Raw genomic sequence first — 14,932 nt, forward strand, 5'->3', positions numbered from 1 at the left:
CATCGCGGAAAAGGTTGGTGACGATGACCTCCGGCAGCCGAACCCCGCAACGGGCCACGCTCGGCACGTGGCCGACCCCGCTCGAACCCATGCCGCGGCTGGCCGGTGCACTCGGCCTCAACCCGGACGACCTGTCGATCAAACGCGACGACCTCACCGGCCTGGGCGGCGGCGGCAACAAGATCCGCAAACTTGAGTGGCTCTGCGGCGCGGCACTGGCCGACGGCGCGACGACCCTTGTGACCACCGGCGCGCCGCAGAGCAACCACGCGCGGCTGACCGCGGCAGCCGGCGCCCGGCTGGGGCTCGACGTTGTACTCGTGCTCGCCGGCTCACCCGGCTCGTCGGCCTCCGGCAACCTCGCCCTCGACGGGCTCTTCGGCGCCACGGTCGTGTGGGCCGGTGCCGTCGACGCCGAGGCCCTCCGCTCCGCCGCCGAGCAGATGGCGGAGCAGCTGCGACGGCGCGGCGCTGTCCCCGTGCTCATTCCCTTCGGTGGTTCGAGCGTGCTCGGTGCGCGCGGGTACGTCGAATGCGGACGCGAACTCCTCACCCAAGCTCCCGACGTGGCGAATGTGGTCGTCGCGGTCGGCTCCGGTGGCACCATGGCCGGCCTGGTCGACGTGCTGGGTCCCGCCCGCGTCCTCGGCGTCCACTGCGGTGCCGTCACCGACCCTGCCCGGACCGTGTCCGAACTGGCCTCCGGCCTGTCCGGCACGCACCGCGCGCCGGAGGAAGTCAGGCTCCGGCTCGACCAGGTCGGCGACGGTTACGGTGTTTTGACCGAGCGGGTCATGGCCGCGATGACGCTGGCCGCACGCACCGAAGGCATCGTGCTCGACCCGATCTACACCGGACGCGCGATGGCCGGCCTGATCGCAGCGACCGAAGACGGCGACATCGTTCCTGGACAACGCACGATCTTTCTGCACTCGGGCGGCCTGCCCGGACTCTTCGGCCACCCGGCGACGCTCGCGCAGGCGGAAGCCGCACTCACCGTCGGAGGCTAGTTCTCCCGGGCTTCTCGAAAAGCAGGGACGGCTGGTCGCCCGCGACTCCCTGCTCCTGGCGGCCGCTGTGGGATCAATTGCGCCATATGTACGCAGTGGTAGGGAATCATAACGAGTTCTTGATGCCTGTCCCCCTACCGGAGTCCCGCTGTTGAGCAGGTGGCGCGGCTTACGCTCGCGCCGTGTTCAACGTGACAGGGATTCTCAAGCGGCTGGTCATCGGCCGGGCCATGCGCAGTGAGGAGCTGGGCGAGACGCTGCTGCCCAAGCGCCTCGCCCTGCCGATCTTCGCTTCCGACCCGCTGTCCTCGGTGGCTTATGCCACCCAGGAGATCCTGCTGGTGCTCACCCTCGGCGGGCTGGCCTATCTGCATTTCACGCCGTGGATCGCAGCCGCGGTCGTCGCGCTGATGACGGTGGTGGTGCTCTCCTACCGCCAGGTCGTGCACGCCTATCCGAGCGGCGGCGGATCGTACGAAGTCGCCTCGACGAACCTTGGCCCCTCCGCCGGACTGGTGGTCGCCGCCTCGCTGCTGGTCGACTACGTGATGACCGTGGCCGTCTCGGTCGCCTCCGGGGTCGACAACGTCATCTCGGCCGTGCCCGCCCTGGTCGACCATCGGGTGTTGATGGCGCTCATCTTCGTCGCCCTCCTGACCGCGATGAACCTGCGCGGTGTGCGTGAATCCGGCCAGACGTTCGCCGCTCCGACATATCTGTTCATCGGCGGCGTGCTGATCATGGTCGGCACCGGCCTGCTCCGCTACCTGCTCGGCGACGCACCGGTGGCCGAGAGCGCCGCGTACGGCATCAAGCCGGAGCCCGGGGACGCGAACCTGGCGGGACTGGCCCTGGTGATGCTCGTCCTGCGCGCGTTCTCCAGCGGCTGTACGGCACTGACCGGTGTGGAGGCGATCTCCAACGGTGTGCCGGCGTTCCGCAAGCCCAAGTCACACAACGCGGCGGCCACCCTGGCCGCAATGGGCATCATCGCCATCACCATGTTCGTCGGCGTCACCACCCTCGCCATCGTCGCCAAGGTGCACATCACCGACGATGCCTGCCGGCTCACCGGTCTGACCGGCGACTGCTCCTCGTACACCCAACGCACCGTCATCGCCCAGCTCGCGGCCTCCGTTTTCGGCGGCGAGAACAGCGTCGGCTTCTTCTTCATCCAGGCCGCCACCGCCCTGGTCCTGATCCTCGCCGCGAACACCGCCTTCAACGGCTTCCCGCTGCTCGCCTCGATCCTCGCCCAGCACCGCTATCTGCCGCGCCAGTTGCACAACCGCGGCGACCGGCTCGCCTTCTCCAACGGAATCCTGGCCCTGGCGATTGTGGCCGGTCTGCTGCTGTGGGCGTACAAGGCGGATGTCACCAGCCTCATCCACCTCTACATCCTGGGCGTGTTCACCTCCTTCACGCTCTCCCAGACCGGCATGGTCCGGCACTGGAACCGTGAACTGCGCACCGAGCCCGACCCCGCCACGCGCCGTCGGCACCAGGTGGCCAGGATCATCAACGCCACCGGTGCGGTCATCACCTGCCTGGTCCTGGTCATCGTGCTGGCCACCAAGTTCACCCAGGGCGCCTGGCTGGCGGTGCTCGCCGCCATCGTCCTGTTCGTGATGATGCGGGGCATCCGACGTCACTACGACGCCATCGCGGCCGAACTGGCGGTCACCGACCCGCGCAGCGAGATGAAGCCGCCCTCCCGCGTGGTGGCCATCGTGCTGGTCTCCACGATCCACAAGCCCACCCTGCGGGCACTGGCCTACGCCCGCGCCTTCAGGCCGGACCACCTGGAAGCGCTCACCGTCGCGGTCGACCGCGAGCAGGCCAACGCGCTCCAACGTCAGTGGGAGGACTACGAAATCCCGGTGCCGCTCAAGGTCCTCGACTCCCCGTACCGAGAGATCACCCGGTCGGTCCTGGAGTACGTCCGTTCCATCCGGCGCGCCAGCCCGCGGGACGTCGTCGCGGTCTTCATCCCCGAGTATGTCGTCGGCCACTGGTGGGAGGCCCTGTTGCACAACCAGTCCGCACTGTGGCTCAAGAGCCGGCTGCTCTTCACCCCCGGCGTCATGGTCACCAGCGTTCCCTGGCAGCTCACCTCCTCCGCGCACGCCGACCACCCGGCCGCCCGTGCTCCTGGCTCGGTCCGCCGCGGAGAACCCATCAAGCCCGACAAGAGCGACGACGTCGGCGCGCATCAGTAACCGGGCGGGCTTCAGTAACCGGGCCGCACCTGCAACGGGGCAGGCATCGGCTGAGCGACGTTCGTCGCTGCCGCGTGCGACGAAAGTGGGCCGTGGACGGCGGGGTTCGCTGCTTAGGGTTCGGGCGTGGACGCGTCATCGAAGTTCCGGGCCGGTTGGCAGTGGCTGGCGGCGCCCGAGTTGTGGTCGCGGCGGCGGACCGCCGGCGAGGCGGTGCTCGCGCTGGTGCTCGGCCTCATGGCGGCAGGGACCGAGGAACTGCTGGGCAGCGAGGGGCCGCGGCTGCTCGCCGTGGGAGCGGCGGCCGCGGTGCTGTCGCTGCTGCGGCGGCGGATGCCCGCCCCGGTGCTGGTGGTGACGAGTGCGCTCGCATCGCTTCTGAGCGGTTTCGCCCCCCTGCTGATGGTCGTGGGGTGGTCGGCGGGTCGCAGGATCGTGGGTGCCGGACGGACGCTGGCGGCGTTCACCATCGCGTACGTCCTCTTTGACGCCATCGTGCTCCTGGACTCCTGGTCGCAGCAGGCACCGATGAGCCTCGTGCTGTTCACCACGCTGTACTTCCTGGCGACGACGGTCGTACCGGGTCTGGCCAGCCGGTACTGGACGCAGCGCAGGACCCTGCTGCATGCGCTGCAGGAGCGCAATGCCCAGCTGCTGCGTGAGCACGCGATGGTGGCGGGGCAGGCGCGGCTGCGTGAGCGGCAGCGGATCGCGCAGGACATGCACGACAGCCTCGGCCACCAGCTGGCGCTGATATCCGTGCACACCGGGGCGCTGGAGGTGGACCCCGAGCTGACGCTGCGGCAGCGGGAGGTGGTCGGGGTGCTGCGGGGCGCATCGGTGACCGCGATGCATGAGCTGCGTGAGGTCGTCGGAATTCTGCGGGACGGGGTCGAAGGGCCCGCGCCGGTGGACGAGTCGGGGCGGTCCGCGCGCGGGACGGCCGGGATCGAGGGGCTCGTCGAGGCGGCGCGAGTGGCGGGGAACACGGTGGAGCTGCGGCGTACGGGCGAGGTGCGGTCGCTCGCCGCGGCGGCCGACCACGCGGCGTACCGCATTGCGCAGGAGGCGCTGACCAATGCGTACAAGCACGCTCCCGGCGCGCCGATCGGTGTGGAGCTGCGGTACGAGCCGGACTCGTTCGTCGTCGAGATCATCAATGGGGCGGCTGGGGGTGTGGCGCCGGGCGAGGTGGTCAGCGGCGGGCAGGGGCTGACCGGGCTGCGTGAGCGGGCGCGGCTGGTCGGCGGCATGGTGCATGCGGGGCCGGCGGACGGCGGGGGTTTCCGGGTGGCGGGGGTGCTGCCGTACGGGGTGGTGGAGGCGGCGCCGTTCGTCGCCGCGGAGGACGACTTCCGCCAGCAGTCGCCGAAGGCCGCTCTCGGGAACGGTGCTCCGGTCATGGACTGGAGTGTCTCCGAGCGGGAGCTGGCGATGGCCGGCCGCGACCGGAGCAGGGGCGGCGGGTGGGCGCTGGGGTGCGGAATCGCGCTGGCGGCCCTGCTGGTGCTGGTGGTTGCCGGTATCTTCGGGCTGTTCTTCCTGGTGGGGGCGGCAAACAAGGGGATGATCGACCCGGAAGAGTACGGGCGAGTGCAGATCGGGGCGGGCGAGGACGAGGTTCGCGACCAGCTGCCGAGCGGGGACACCATCGCGACGACCGGGCTGGCCGGGACGGGTCCGAAGGAGCCGGCGGGCTCTGAGTGCCTGGTGCTGATGTCCTCGGAGGTGGGGGACAACTTCGACACCGAGCCGGTGTTCCGGTTCTGCTTCAAGGGCGGCAAGCTGATCGAGAAGAAGACCTACGAGGTCAGCCGGTAGGCGGGCGAGGCGCAGCGAGGTGCGGGGGTGGAAGTGGGGGTGGATGTGACCGGGTCGCCGATACGGGTCGTCGTCGCCGATGACGAGCCGCTGATCAGGGCCGGGATCCGGATGATCCTCACCTCGGACCGCGGGATCGAGGTCGTGGCGGAGGCGGCGAACGGCCGTGAGGCGATCGATCTGGCCCGTTCGCACAGCGCCGATGTGGTGCTGCTCGACATCCAGATGCCGGTGATGGACGGGCTCACCGCGCTGGGGGAGCTGCGCAGGGCTCTCCCCGCGGCGCGGGTGATCGTACTGACGACCTTCGGTGAGCGGGAGAACGTACTGCGGGCGCTGGAGTGCGGGGGCGCGGGGTTTCTGCTGAAGGACACGGCGCCCGCGGAACTGATCCGAGCGGTACGGGCGGCGGCTGCGGGCGATGCCTATCTCTCCCCCGGCGCGACCCGGCATGTGGTGGACCAGCTGGCCTCGGGGCGGGCGGCGGCGCGCGGTGAGGAGGCACGGGCGCGGGTGGCAGGACTGAGCGGGCGTGAGCGGGAGGTGCTGGCGCTGCTCGGGGAGGGACTGTCCAACGCTGACGCCGGTCGGCGGCTGCATATGAGCGAGGCCACGGTGAAGACGTATGTGAGCCGGATCCTGGCGAAGCTGGAGTGCGAGAACCGGGTGCAGGCGGCGCTGCTGGCGCGCGACGCGGGGCTGTGAGCACTGGCTCGCGAAGCGGTACGGGGGCGGTGAGCCGGGGATGTTGATCAGGGGACGCCGATTGCCGGATGCTCATCGCCGGATGCCGATCGGGCGATCGTGAACGACGTTTCACGTGGAACATGAGTGTTCGCTGCTTCACGCGTAACGCCCGCGGAGGTGTATCCGTCCATCCCCCGCGGGCGCGCGTGTTCGGTCTGCGCGATCAGGCGGCGAGGCGCGCGGCCAGCTCCTTGCCCTTCTGGGCGGCCTCGTCCAGTGCCTTGGTGCGGGAGGCGTCGGCGAGCGGGATGAGCTCGGCCATTTCCGGCCTGGAGCGAGCCAACGTCAGCTCGGGGACGATGAAGTCGACCTCGGCACCGAGCATGCCGGTGAACACCTTCTCCAGGTAGTTCTGGACGAACTCGAAGTCCTCGCGCGGGGTACCGGGGGCGTATGAGCCGCCGCGGCTGGCGACGATGGTCACCGGGGTGCCGGCCACCGGGCCGTCGGGGATGCCCGCGTTGTGACCGACGACGATCACCTGGTCCAGCCATGCCTTGAGGGTCGACGGGATCGTGAAGTTGTACATCGGTGCGCCGATCAGAACGGCGTCTGCCGCGTTGAGCTCGGCGGCGAGCTCGGCGCGCAGTGCGTCGTCGACGCCCGCTGAGGCGGCGGCGAAGTCCAGGTGGGGCACGGGGGCGGCGGCGAGGTCGCGGTAGACGACCTTGCCGTCGGGGTGCTGCTCCTGCCAGGCCTGGACGAAGGCTGCGGTGGTGTCGCGGGAGGCCGAGCCCTGGGGGAAGACGGCAGAGTCGAGATGCAGCAGCGTGGCCATGAGGTGCTCCAGGGGGGTGCGTGTCACTGAAATTCCGTACGTACCTATGGATAACATAGTCGCTTATTTTTTGTAAGTCCCTTGTGTTGGCGCAGTACTCTGGGGGTATGGCTGAACGGGGCATGGCTGAACACAGCGAGGAAGCGTGCAAGAAGGTCGACGGGGGCATCACCCGCGTCTTCGAGCTGCTCGGCAAGCGCTGGACCGGGCCGATCGTCTCGGTGCTGATGCAGCACGCGGTGCACTTCGCGGAGCTGAGGCGGGCTATTCCGGGCATCAGTGAGCGCATGCTCTCGGACCGGCTGACCGAGCTGGGGGCGGCGGGGCTGGTTGTGCGGGAGGTCGACGAAGGGCCGCCGCTGAGGGTCGCGTACCGGCTGACCGAGGCCGGGGCTGCGATGGAGCCCGCGCTCAAGGAGCTGGCGCTGTGGGCGGAGACGCATCTGGGGCACACCGGCGAGAACGGCTGCTGAGCCCGATCGGAGCTGCTCCCCACGTTGTCCACAGGGGGAGACGGTTGTCGGCCGGCAGCGGTACGGTCTTTGGCAGTTGATGTTGAAGTTGATGTCGTACGACGACGGGGGAGGCAGCGCTTCATGAGCGAGGCTGAGGCGGTGACGCCGGTGCAGCAACCGGAGTCGGGCGGTGTTGGGGCCGATGGCGGCAATGTGCGCATTCCAACGGTGGCCGGCTTTGCGCGGCGTACGGCGGCGGGGACGGCCGGCGCTCCAGGTGCTGTGCAGTCGCCGAAGGAGAAGGGCAAGGCGCTGCGGGACCGGATCCCGCGGTCCTCGCACGACTCGCTGGTGCTCGCCGTGGAGCGGCCCGGCGCGATCCAGGCCGTCGAGGAGTCCAGCCGGGGCCGGGTGCCGGAGCTCACACCGATACGGGTGGGCCGGATGGCCGCCACGCCCTTCGCCTTTCTGCGCGGCTCGGCCGGGCTGATGGCCCATGACCTGGTGGGCACGCCGGTCACCGGGATGAGCGCGCAGATCTGCGGTGACGCCCACGCGGCGAACTTCGGGCTGTACGGCGACGCGCGCGGCCGCCTCGTCATGGATCTGAACGACTTCGACGAGACCGTCGTCGGCCCGTGGGAGTGGGACCTCAAGCGGCTCGCGGTCTCACTGGTGCTGGCAGGGCGTGTGGCGGGTGCGGACGAAGCCGTCTGCCGGGCGGCCGCGTTCGACGCTGTGGGCGCGTACCGGCGCACCATGCGGCTGCTGGCGAAGCTGCCGGCGCTCGACGCGTGGAACGCCATCGCCGACGAGGAGCTCGTATCCCACACGGACGCGCGGGATCTGCTCGGCACCCTGGAGCGGGTCTCGGCGAAGGCCCGCAACAACACGAGTGCGCGCTTCGCCGCCAAGGCGACGGAGGAGAGCGGCGACGGCGGACGGCGCTTCGTGGACGCGCCACCGGTGCTGAGGCGGGTGCCGGACGCGGAGGCGGCGGCTGTTGCCTCCGCACTAGCGGAGTACCTGGCCACCGTGTCGGAGGACCGGCAGCCGCTGCTCGCGCGCTACACGGTTCATGACGTGGCCTTCCGGGTGGTGGGGACCGGGAGCGTCGGCACCAGGTCGTATGTGGTGCTGCTGCTCGACCACCGGGGAGAGGCGCTGGTGCTTCAGGTGAAGGAGGCGCGGGCCTCAGCACTGCTGCCCTATCTGCCGGCCGCCGGGTTCGCGGTCGCGGATGTGGAGCACGAGGGGCGCCGGGTGGTGCTCGGCCAGAAGCGGATGCAGGTGGTCAGCGACATCCTGCTGGGCTGGACGACGGTGGACGGACGGCCGTTCCAGGTACGGCAGTTCAGGAACCGCAAGGGCAGTGTGGACCCGGCGGCGCTCGCGCCGGACCAGGTCGACGACTACGGGCGGATGACCGGCGCGTTGCTCGCCAGGGCGCATGCGCACAGCGCCGACCCGCGGCTGATCGCCGGGTACTGCGGCAAGAACGAGGAGCTCGACGAGGCGGTGGCCGGCTTCGCCATGACCTACGCGGACCGTACGGAAGCGGACCACGAGGAGCTTCTGGCGGCGGTCAAGAACGGTCGAATAGCCGCTGAGCTGGGGGTGTGACGGGGTGCTCCGCCGCGCCCGTAGGCTGGACGGGTGACCCAGGATGCACCCGGGGGGCCGACGACCCGGAACGACGAAGAGCAGGACGCGCAGACGCGGCCCGAGGCCCGGCTGGCGAAAGCGGTGCGCGCGGCCGAGCAGGCGCTGATCGAGTTCGAGATCGCACTGGAGACGTTCCGGGTGGAGGTGGAGAACTTCTCCCGACTGCATCACCAGAGGCTCGGTCCGATGTATGCGCGCCTGGACGAGCTGGACGCCCAGATCGCGGAGGCCCGGGCCGCCGCCACCGGCGACCCGGAGGATCTGCGCAAGGCGCAGGAGGCGCGGGCCATGGTGATGCCCATGCCCGGCGTCGACGAGCTCTTCCACGACTGGATGGACTCCGACGGCCTGTCCCCCGAGGCTGCCGCGATGCTGAACGATCAGCCCGTACGGGCGCCGAAGCGGGTGCGGCCGAGCGAGGAGGCACGCAAGCTCTACCGCGAGCTGGCGCGCAAGGCGCATCCGGATCTGGCCCAGGACGAGACGGAGCGGGCGCGGCGCGATGAGTTCATCACGCGGGTGAACGCCGCATACGCGCTCGGGGACGCGGCGATGCTGAAGGAGCTGGCCGAGGAGTGGGCGGCCGGGCCCGTGCCTCCGGAGCAGCAACTCAGCGAGAGTGAGGAGCTCTACGCCCGGCTCGAGTGGCTGTCGCAGCGCAAGGAGCTGCTGACCGCGGTCGCCCAGGAGCTGGAAGAGAGCGCGATCGGCGCCATGCTGCGGATGGCTCCGGACGACCCGGACCGGCTGCTGGAGGAGATCGCCGAGCAGCTGCTGGCACAGGTCGCCGAGCGTGAGGCGGAACTGTCCGGACTGGTGGAGTAGGTTGCCTGAGGCTTTTCAGAAAGCCTCAGGACCCTGCAGCGTACGTACGAGAGAAGGCATGACCCATGAATTTCGCCCCGCTGCCCTCGGTGGACGTCGCGGCGGTACCGTCCGGCGGTCTGGTGCTGGACGTCCGGGAGGACGACGAGTGGGCGGCCGGGCACGTCGAAGGCGCGCTGCACGTCCCGATGGGCGACTTCGTGGCCCGCTTCGGTGAAGTGACCGAGGCGGTTGCCGACGGCCGCCGGGCGCATGTGATGTGCCGCGTCGGCGGCCGGTCCGCGCAGGTCACGCAGTATCTGGTGCAGCAGGGCATTGACGCCGTGAACATCGACGGCGGCATGCTCGCCTGGGAGGGCGCCGGACGCCCGATGGTCACCGACAACGGCGGCCCGGCTTCCGTCCTCTGAGGTTCCCAGCTCGTACGCCGGTGAGCCGCTAGCCGAGGGGGTGGGCGGCCAGCAGGTCGCCGAGGGCCTCCTCATGGGCCGCGGCCGGACCGAGTGAGAGCTCGAGCTGCTTGGCCCATGCGTGGTAGCGGTGCAGTGGATAGTCGGTGTCCGCGCCGAAGCCGCCGTGCAGATGCTGTGCCGTCTGGACGACGCGGCGTACGCCCTCCGAGGCCCAGATCTTCGCCACCGCGACATCGCCGGCCACAGGCAGCGGGCCGCCGACCCCCGGGCCATGGGGCGACGGGGCCAATCTCCAGGCCGCCTGCCAGAGGGTCGCTTCCATCGAGCGGAGATCTATATAGCGGTCGGCTGCCTGGACGGCGACGGCCTGGAACGTCGCGACCGGGAAGCCGAACTGCTCGCGCTTGCCGGTGTATGCACTCGTCATGGAGAGCACGCCTTCGCCGAGTCCGAGCGCGAGTGCGCAGGTTCCGGTGGCGAGGAGCTGGCGCAGCCATTCCCAGGCGCCCTCGGCGTCGATCAGTTCGCTGCTGTCGATCCGCACGAAGTCCAGGCTGACCTCGGCGAAGCGCTCGCCGCTGGTGGAGATCTGCTCGGCGAGAGCGAGGCCTTCCCGGTCCCGGGGGACCAGGGCGAACACGGCATGGCCCTCATCGGTGTGTGCCGGCACGGCGATCCGGTCCGCGGACTGCGCCCAGGGCACGCCTGTCTGCACACCGTCGAGGACCCAGCCGTCCCTGTGCTCGCTGTCCCGGCGTGCGGTGACGGCGAGCTCGGCGGGGTCATGGCCGGTGCGGCCGTTGGCACCGACGGTGAGCACCAGCTCGCCGCGGCCGATCCGGGGGAGTATCTCGTCGCTCAACTCCGCCCTGCCGTAACGCTCTACGGCCATGGCGACCGCGCTCGTCTCCAGCAACGGCACCCGTGCCAGCACCTTCGCGGACTCCCGCAGCACCAAGCAGAGCGCTATGGGGTCCAGGCCGGCCCCGCCGTGTTCCGGCGACAGAACCAGACTCAGCAGATCGGTGTCCGCGAGCTTGGCCCACAGAGGCCTGTCGAACTCCTCGGCCACCGCGCCCGGAGTGAGCGCGGGGCTCGGTACTCCGTCCGGCGCGACGCCCGAGAAGACCGCCTTGGCTGCCTCGACGGCCGCCTGCTGCTCCTCGGTGAAGGTGAAGTCCACTGCCTGTCCTCCCATGCACCGGCGCTGCCCGAATCTCTACCTGACGGACCGTCAAGATAGAACACGTTCTTGAAAAAGAACACAGCCCGGAAAGGACAGGGCCTCGAAGTGAACGACAGCGAGGTCAGAGGCTCAGTGGTTGTCGGTAGTCGTCAGCGGTCGAAGTCCAACTCCACTTCCGGTGTCGCCGGATGGGACTGGCAGGCCAGTACATAGCCCGCGTCGGTCTCCTCCGGCTCCAGCGCGAAATTGCGGTCCATGCGCACCTCGCCCGAAACCAGGAAGGCTCGGCAAGTGCCGCAGACCCCGCCCTTGCACGCGTACGGCGCGTCCGAGCGGCTGCGCAGCACTGTCTCCAGCAGCGATTCGCCTTCCTGTACCGGCCACTTGCCGGACCGGCCGTCGAGGGTGGCAGTGAGTGAGGCGCGGGCCGGGGCGGTCACCGACGCCGGAGCGGGTGCCGAGCCGTCGTCGACATGGAAGATCTCCTCGTGGATACGGCTCCGGTCCACGCCGAGCCCGCGCAGCGCACGCTCGGCGCCCTGGACCAGGCCGAACGGGCCGCACAGGAACCAGCCGTCCACATCCGCCACCGGAAGCAGGGCCGGCAGCAGCCCGGTCAGCCGCTCCTGGTCCAGCCGTCCTGACGGCAGACCTGACTGCTGTTCCTCCCGGGAAAGCACAGTGACCAGCTGAAAGCGGTCCGGGAAGCGGTCCTTCAGATCGGCGACCTCATCCAGGAACATCGTGGACGCCGCGGTGCGGTCGCTTCGTATCAGACAGAACTGCGCCTCCGGCTCCCGCGCCAGCAGCGTCGCCGCCATCGACAGCACCGGGGTGATGCCGCTGCCGCCGACGACCGCGGCGAAGTGCCCGGGACGCGGCGCGAGGAGGAACCTGCCCATCGGGGGCATCACCTCGACGGTGTCGCCCACGACGAGCTCCTTGAGCGCATACGTCGAGAACTCGCCGCCGTCGACCAGCCGGATGCCCACGCGCAGTACCGGATCACTGCCGGCCGTGGCGGCCGGAGCGCAGATGGAATACGTACGACGGATCTCCTGGCCCTGCACGAGCCTGCGCAGAGCGAGATGCTGACCGGGGGTGTGGCGGAAGGTCTCCCGCAGCTCGGGCGGCACCTGGAGAGTGACAGCGACCGAGTCGTCCGTGAGCTGTTCGACCTCGCTGACCCGGAGCGGATGGAACATCTACAACTCCTTGAAGTGGTCGAAGGGTTCGCGGCAGGCGACACAGCGGCGCAGTGCCTTGCAGGCGGTGGAGGAGAACCTGCTGAGCAGCTCGGTGTCGGTCGATCCGCAGTGCGGGCAGCGCACGGAGAGAGTGAGCGGCACCGGTCCCTCCGCCGCGTGTGAGCGGGGTGGGGCTATCCCGAACTCGGCGAGCTTGCGCCGTCCTTCCGCGCTGATGTCATCCGTGGACCAGGCCGGGGAGAGGACCTTGATCACCGAAACGTCCGGTATCCCGTGGCTGTGCAGCACCTGCTCGATGTCCGAAGTCATGGCCTCGATCGCCGGGCAGCCGGTGTACGTGGGGGTCAGCTCGACCTCCACCCTGCCGGGTCCGAGGATCTGGACTCCGCGGAGCACGCCGAGCTCCTCCAGTGTCAGCACCGGCAGCTCCGGGTCGGGCACGGAGCCGGCGAGCCTGCGCAGCTCGGCCTCGAGCCGGGTATCGGTCCCGGTGGGGGTCCTGGTTGTGGTCCCGGTCGAGGTTGCGGTTGTGGCCCCTGTCGCGGTCCCGGTCTCAGCGGCGGTCATCTCGGTCATCTCGGTCACCTCGGTCACCATGACGCCCCCGGATGGCTGCGATGCAGATGCTGCATCTCGGCAAGCATCCGCCCGAAGGACTCGGTGTGCAGACCCTGCCGTCCCGCGCCCGCCGACCATCCGCCGGACCGCGGCCCGTCGGGCACGGTCAGTGTCGCGCGCTCCAGGACCGTGGTGACGGTCTCGAGCCAGCTGTCCTGCAGCGACTGCCAGTCGATGTCCAGCCCGTCGACCGGCTGGAACATCTCGCCGGTGAACCGCCACAGCGCGTCGCACGCCCGCTGCATCCGCTCATGGCTCTCGTCGGTGCCGTCACCGAGCCGCTCGGTCCAGTGCTCGGCGTGGTCCTGGTGGTACGCGACCTCCTTGACCGCCTTCGCCGCGAGCCCGGCGAACTCACCGTCCCCGGTCGCCAGCCGTCCGTACAGCAGGCGCTGGTAGACGGAGAAGTAGAGCTGGCGGGCGATGGTGTGTGCGAAGTCGCCGTTCGGCTGCTCGACCAGCTGGAGATTGCGGAAGGCCCGCTCCTCGCGCAGATACGCCAGCTCGTCCTCGTCCCCGACGAGGGAGAGCAGCACCCGCGCCTGGCCCAGCAGGTCCAGCGCGATATTGGCGAGGGCGACGTCCTCCTCCAGCACGGGCGCATGGCCCGCCCACTCCCCCAGCCGGTGCGAGAGCACCAGCGCGTCGTCGCCGAGAGCGAGTGCCGCGGCATTCACCGTCGTGGTCACAGGTGCTTCACCCCTTCCGGGATCTCGTAGAAGGTCGGGTGCCGGTAGGGCTTGTCGCCGGCCGGCTCGAAGAACGAGTCCTTCTCGTCCGGCGAGGAGGCCGTGATCTCCGTGGACGGCACCACCCAGATCGAGACGCCTTCGTTCCGCCGGGTGTAGAGATCGCGGGCGTTGCGCAGGGCCATCTCCGCGTCCGGAGCGTGCAGGCTTCCCGCGTGGGTGTGGGACAGCCCTCTGCGTGAGCGGACAAAGACCTCCCACAGCGGCCAGTCGGTCGAGCTGCTCATGCCGTCGCCTCCCCGGGCTTCACGTGCTGTGCTTGGTGCTTCGTGGCGTACGCCGCGGCCGCGTCCCGGACCCAGGTGCCCTCTTCGTGCGCCTGGCGGCGCTGGGTGATCCGCTGTTCGTTGCAGGGCCCGTTGCCCTTGAGGACTTCCTGGAACTCGGCCCAGTCGATCGCGCCGAAGTCGTGGTGCCCCCGCTCCTCGTTCCACCGCAGATCGGGGTCAGGGAGGGTGAGGCCCAAGGCTTCGGCCTGCGGGACGCAGATGTCGACGAAGCGCTGGCGCAGCTCGTCGTTGGAATGCCGTTTGATCTTCCACGCCATGGACTGTGTCGAATGCGCCGACTCGTCGTCCGGCGGGCCGAACATCATCAGCGACGGCCACCACCAGCGGTCCACCGCGTCCTGCGCCATCTCGTGCTGTGCGGGCGTCCCGCGGGAGAGGGTGAGCAGCAGCTCGTACCCCTGCCGCTGGTGGAAGGACTCCTCCTTGCAGATCCGGACCATGGCGCGGGCGTACGGGCCGTAGGAGCAGCGGCAGAGCGGCACCTGGTTGGTGATCGCCGCGCCGTCCACCAGCCAGCCGATCGCGCCGACATCGGCCCAGGTCAGCGTGGGGTAATTGAAGATCGAGGAGTATCTCTGGCGGCCTGCGTGGAGCTTGTCGAGCAGCTCCTCGCGGCTCGTGCCCAGGGTCTCGGCGGCGCTGTACAGGTACAGCCCGTGGCCCGCTTCGTCCTGCACCTTGGCCATCAGGATCGCCTTGCGACGAAGCGAGGGCGCCCGGGTGATCCAGTTCGCCTCGGGCTGCATTCCGATGATCTCGGAGTGGGCGTGCTGCGCCATCTGGCGCACCAGCGTGGCCCGGTACGCGTCCGGCATCCAGTCGCGTGGCTCGATGCGCTCGTCGGCGGCCACGGCGGCGTCAAAAACCGCCTCGCACGTATCCGCAGTCACTGCCGTCATCCGGGCCCCCTACCGACCGATCGTTCGGTTCATTGACTTCAATGGTGAG

15 protein-coding genes are annotated in these 14,932 nt (G+C 69.8%); 8 read left to right on the forward strand and 7 right to left on the reverse strand.

Annotated features, from left to right (window positions below; translation table 11 throughout):
* Positions 1-23 precede the first annotated feature (23 nt).
* The 4 genes from AB0D12_RS05735 to AB0D12_RS05750 all read left to right on the forward strand — a co-directional run bounded on the left by AB0D12_RS05735 (position 24) and on the right by AB0D12_RS05750 (position 5,755).
* A complete protein-coding gene (locus AB0D12_RS05735; RefSeq protein WP_362677448.1) occupies positions 24-1,010 on the forward strand; it encodes a D-cysteine desulfhydrase family protein in 987 nt (328 codons plus the stop codon).
* 182 nt (positions 1,011-1,192) lie between these two features.
* Positions 1,193-3,229, forward strand: coding sequence for an APC family permease (locus AB0D12_RS05740; RefSeq protein WP_362677450.1), 2,037 nt, complete (start codon positions 1,193-1,195; stop codon positions 3,227-3,229).
* A 126-nt stretch (positions 3,230-3,355) separates the two neighbouring features.
* On the forward strand, positions 3,356-5,050 hold the full coding sequence (locus tag AB0D12_RS05745; RefSeq protein ID WP_362677452.1) for a histidine kinase: 1,695 nt from the start codon (positions 3,356-3,358) through the stop codon (positions 5,048-5,050).
* A 45-nt stretch (positions 5,051-5,095) separates the two neighbouring features.
* Positions 5,096-5,755: a response regulator transcription factor gene (locus AB0D12_RS05750; RefSeq protein ID WP_327328406.1), complete on the forward strand. Its 660-nt coding sequence runs from the start codon at positions 5,096-5,098 to the stop codon at positions 5,753-5,755.
* A 205-nt stretch (positions 5,756-5,960) separates the two neighbouring features.
* Here the strand turns inward: AB0D12_RS05750 and AB0D12_RS05755 are convergent, their stop codons facing one another.
* On the reverse strand, positions 5,961-6,575 hold the full coding sequence (locus tag AB0D12_RS05755) for an NAD(P)H-dependent oxidoreductase (protein ID WP_362677994.1): 615 nt from the start codon (positions 6,573-6,575) through the stop codon (positions 5,961-5,963).
* Positions 6,576-6,697: 122 nt separating this feature from the next.
* Between AB0D12_RS05755 and AB0D12_RS05760 the strand changes: the two genes are divergently transcribed.
* The 4 genes from AB0D12_RS05760 (at position 6,698) to AB0D12_RS05775 (ending at position 9,930) form a co-directional block, all read left to right on the forward strand.
* The gene (locus tag AB0D12_RS05760) at positions 6,698-7,048 is read left to right on the forward strand and encodes a helix-turn-helix domain-containing protein (RefSeq protein WP_362677995.1); all 351 of its coding nucleotides are present in this window, start codon (positions 6,698-6,700) and stop codon (positions 7,046-7,048) included.
* 123 nt (positions 7,049-7,171) lie between these two features.
* On the forward strand, positions 7,172-8,653 hold the full coding sequence (locus AB0D12_RS05765) for a DUF2252 domain-containing protein (RefSeq protein WP_362677454.1): 1,482 nt from the start codon (positions 7,172-7,174) through the stop codon (positions 8,651-8,653).
* A gap of 33 nt (positions 8,654-8,686) precedes the next feature.
* Positions 8,687-9,520, forward strand: a complete 834-nt coding sequence (locus AB0D12_RS05770) for a hypothetical protein (RefSeq protein ID WP_327324847.1) — start codon at positions 8,687-8,689, stop codon at positions 9,518-9,520.
* A 65-nt stretch (positions 9,521-9,585) separates the two neighbouring features.
* The gene (locus tag AB0D12_RS05775) at positions 9,586-9,930 is read left to right on the forward strand and encodes a rhodanese-like domain-containing protein (protein ID WP_362677456.1); all 345 of its coding nucleotides are present in this window, start codon (positions 9,586-9,588) and stop codon (positions 9,928-9,930) included.
* Positions 9,931-9,958: 28 nt separating this feature from the next.
* On the opposite strand, the gene AB0D12_RS05780 is transcribed toward AB0D12_RS05775, so the two are convergent.
* The 6 genes from AB0D12_RS05780 to paaA all read right to left on the reverse strand — a co-directional run bounded on the left by AB0D12_RS05780 (position 9,959) and on the right by paaA (position 14,883).
* Positions 9,959-11,116, reverse strand: a complete 1,158-nt coding sequence (locus tag AB0D12_RS05780) for an acyl-CoA dehydrogenase family protein (RefSeq protein ID WP_362677996.1) — start codon at positions 11,114-11,116, stop codon at positions 9,959-9,961.
* A 152-nt stretch (positions 11,117-11,268) separates the two neighbouring features.
* Entirely contained in the window at positions 11,269-12,324 is a 1,056-nt protein-coding gene (locus AB0D12_RS05785) for a 2Fe-2S iron-sulfur cluster-binding protein (protein ID WP_362677458.1), read from the reverse strand.
* The gene (paaD, locus tag AB0D12_RS05790; protein ID WP_362677460.1) at positions 12,325-12,912 is read right to left on the reverse strand and encodes a 1,2-phenylacetyl-CoA epoxidase subunit PaaD; all 588 of its coding nucleotides are present in this window, start codon (positions 12,910-12,912) and stop codon (positions 12,325-12,327) included.
* A 5-nt stretch (positions 12,913-12,917) separates the two neighbouring features.
* Complete coding sequence (paaC, locus tag AB0D12_RS05795; protein WP_362677462.1) at positions 12,918-13,634, reverse strand: 1,2-phenylacetyl-CoA epoxidase subunit PaaC; 717 nt, start codon at positions 13,632-13,634, stop codon at positions 12,918-12,920.
* On the reverse strand, positions 13,631-13,921 hold the full coding sequence (paaB, locus tag AB0D12_RS05800) for a 1,2-phenylacetyl-CoA epoxidase subunit PaaB (protein WP_326651202.1): 291 nt from the start codon (positions 13,919-13,921) through the stop codon (positions 13,631-13,633). Before paaB ends, paaC begins: the two co-directional genes overlap by 4 nt.
* Complete coding sequence (paaA, locus tag AB0D12_RS05805) at positions 13,918-14,883, reverse strand: 1,2-phenylacetyl-CoA epoxidase subunit PaaA (RefSeq protein WP_362677464.1); 966 nt, start codon at positions 14,881-14,883, stop codon at positions 13,918-13,920. Before paaA ends, paaB begins: the two co-directional genes overlap by 4 nt.
* Between the last annotated feature and the right edge of the window lie 49 nt (positions 14,884-14,932).

This window comes from Streptomyces sp. NPDC048479, from assembly GCF_040651435.1.
GTDB lineage: Bacteria > Actinomycetota > Actinomycetes > Streptomycetales > Streptomycetaceae > Streptomyces.

Coding starts and splice junctions, on each gene's coding strand:
- AB0D12_RS05735 (WP_362677448.1), top strand. CDS start 24: ATGACCTCCGGCAGCCGAACCCCGCAACGGGCCACGCTCGGCACGTGG.
- AB0D12_RS05755 (WP_362677994.1), bottom strand. CDS start 6,575: ATGGCCACGCTGCTGCATCTCGACTCTGCCGTCTTCCCCCAGGGCTCG.
- AB0D12_RS05760 (WP_362677995.1), top strand. CDS start 6,698: ATGGCTGAACACAGCGAGGAAGCGTGCAAGAAGGTCGACGGGGGCATC.
- AB0D12_RS05765 (WP_362677454.1), top strand. CDS start 7,172: ATGAGCGAGGCTGAGGCGGTGACGCCGGTGCAGCAACCGGAGTCGGGC.
- AB0D12_RS05775 (WP_362677456.1), top strand. CDS start 9,586: ATGAATTTCGCCCCGCTGCCCTCGGTGGACGTCGCGGCGGTACCGTCC.
- AB0D12_RS05785 (WP_362677458.1), bottom strand. CDS start 12,324: ATGTTCCATCCGCTCCGGGTCAGCGAGGTCGAACAGCTCACGGACGAC.
- paaB (WP_326651202.1), bottom strand. CDS start 13,921: ATGAGCAGCTCGACCGACTGGCCGCTGTGGGAGGTCTTTGTCCGCTCA.
- paaA (WP_362677464.1), bottom strand. CDS start 14,883: ATGACGGCAGTGACTGCGGATACGTGCGAGGCGGTTTTTGACGCCGCC.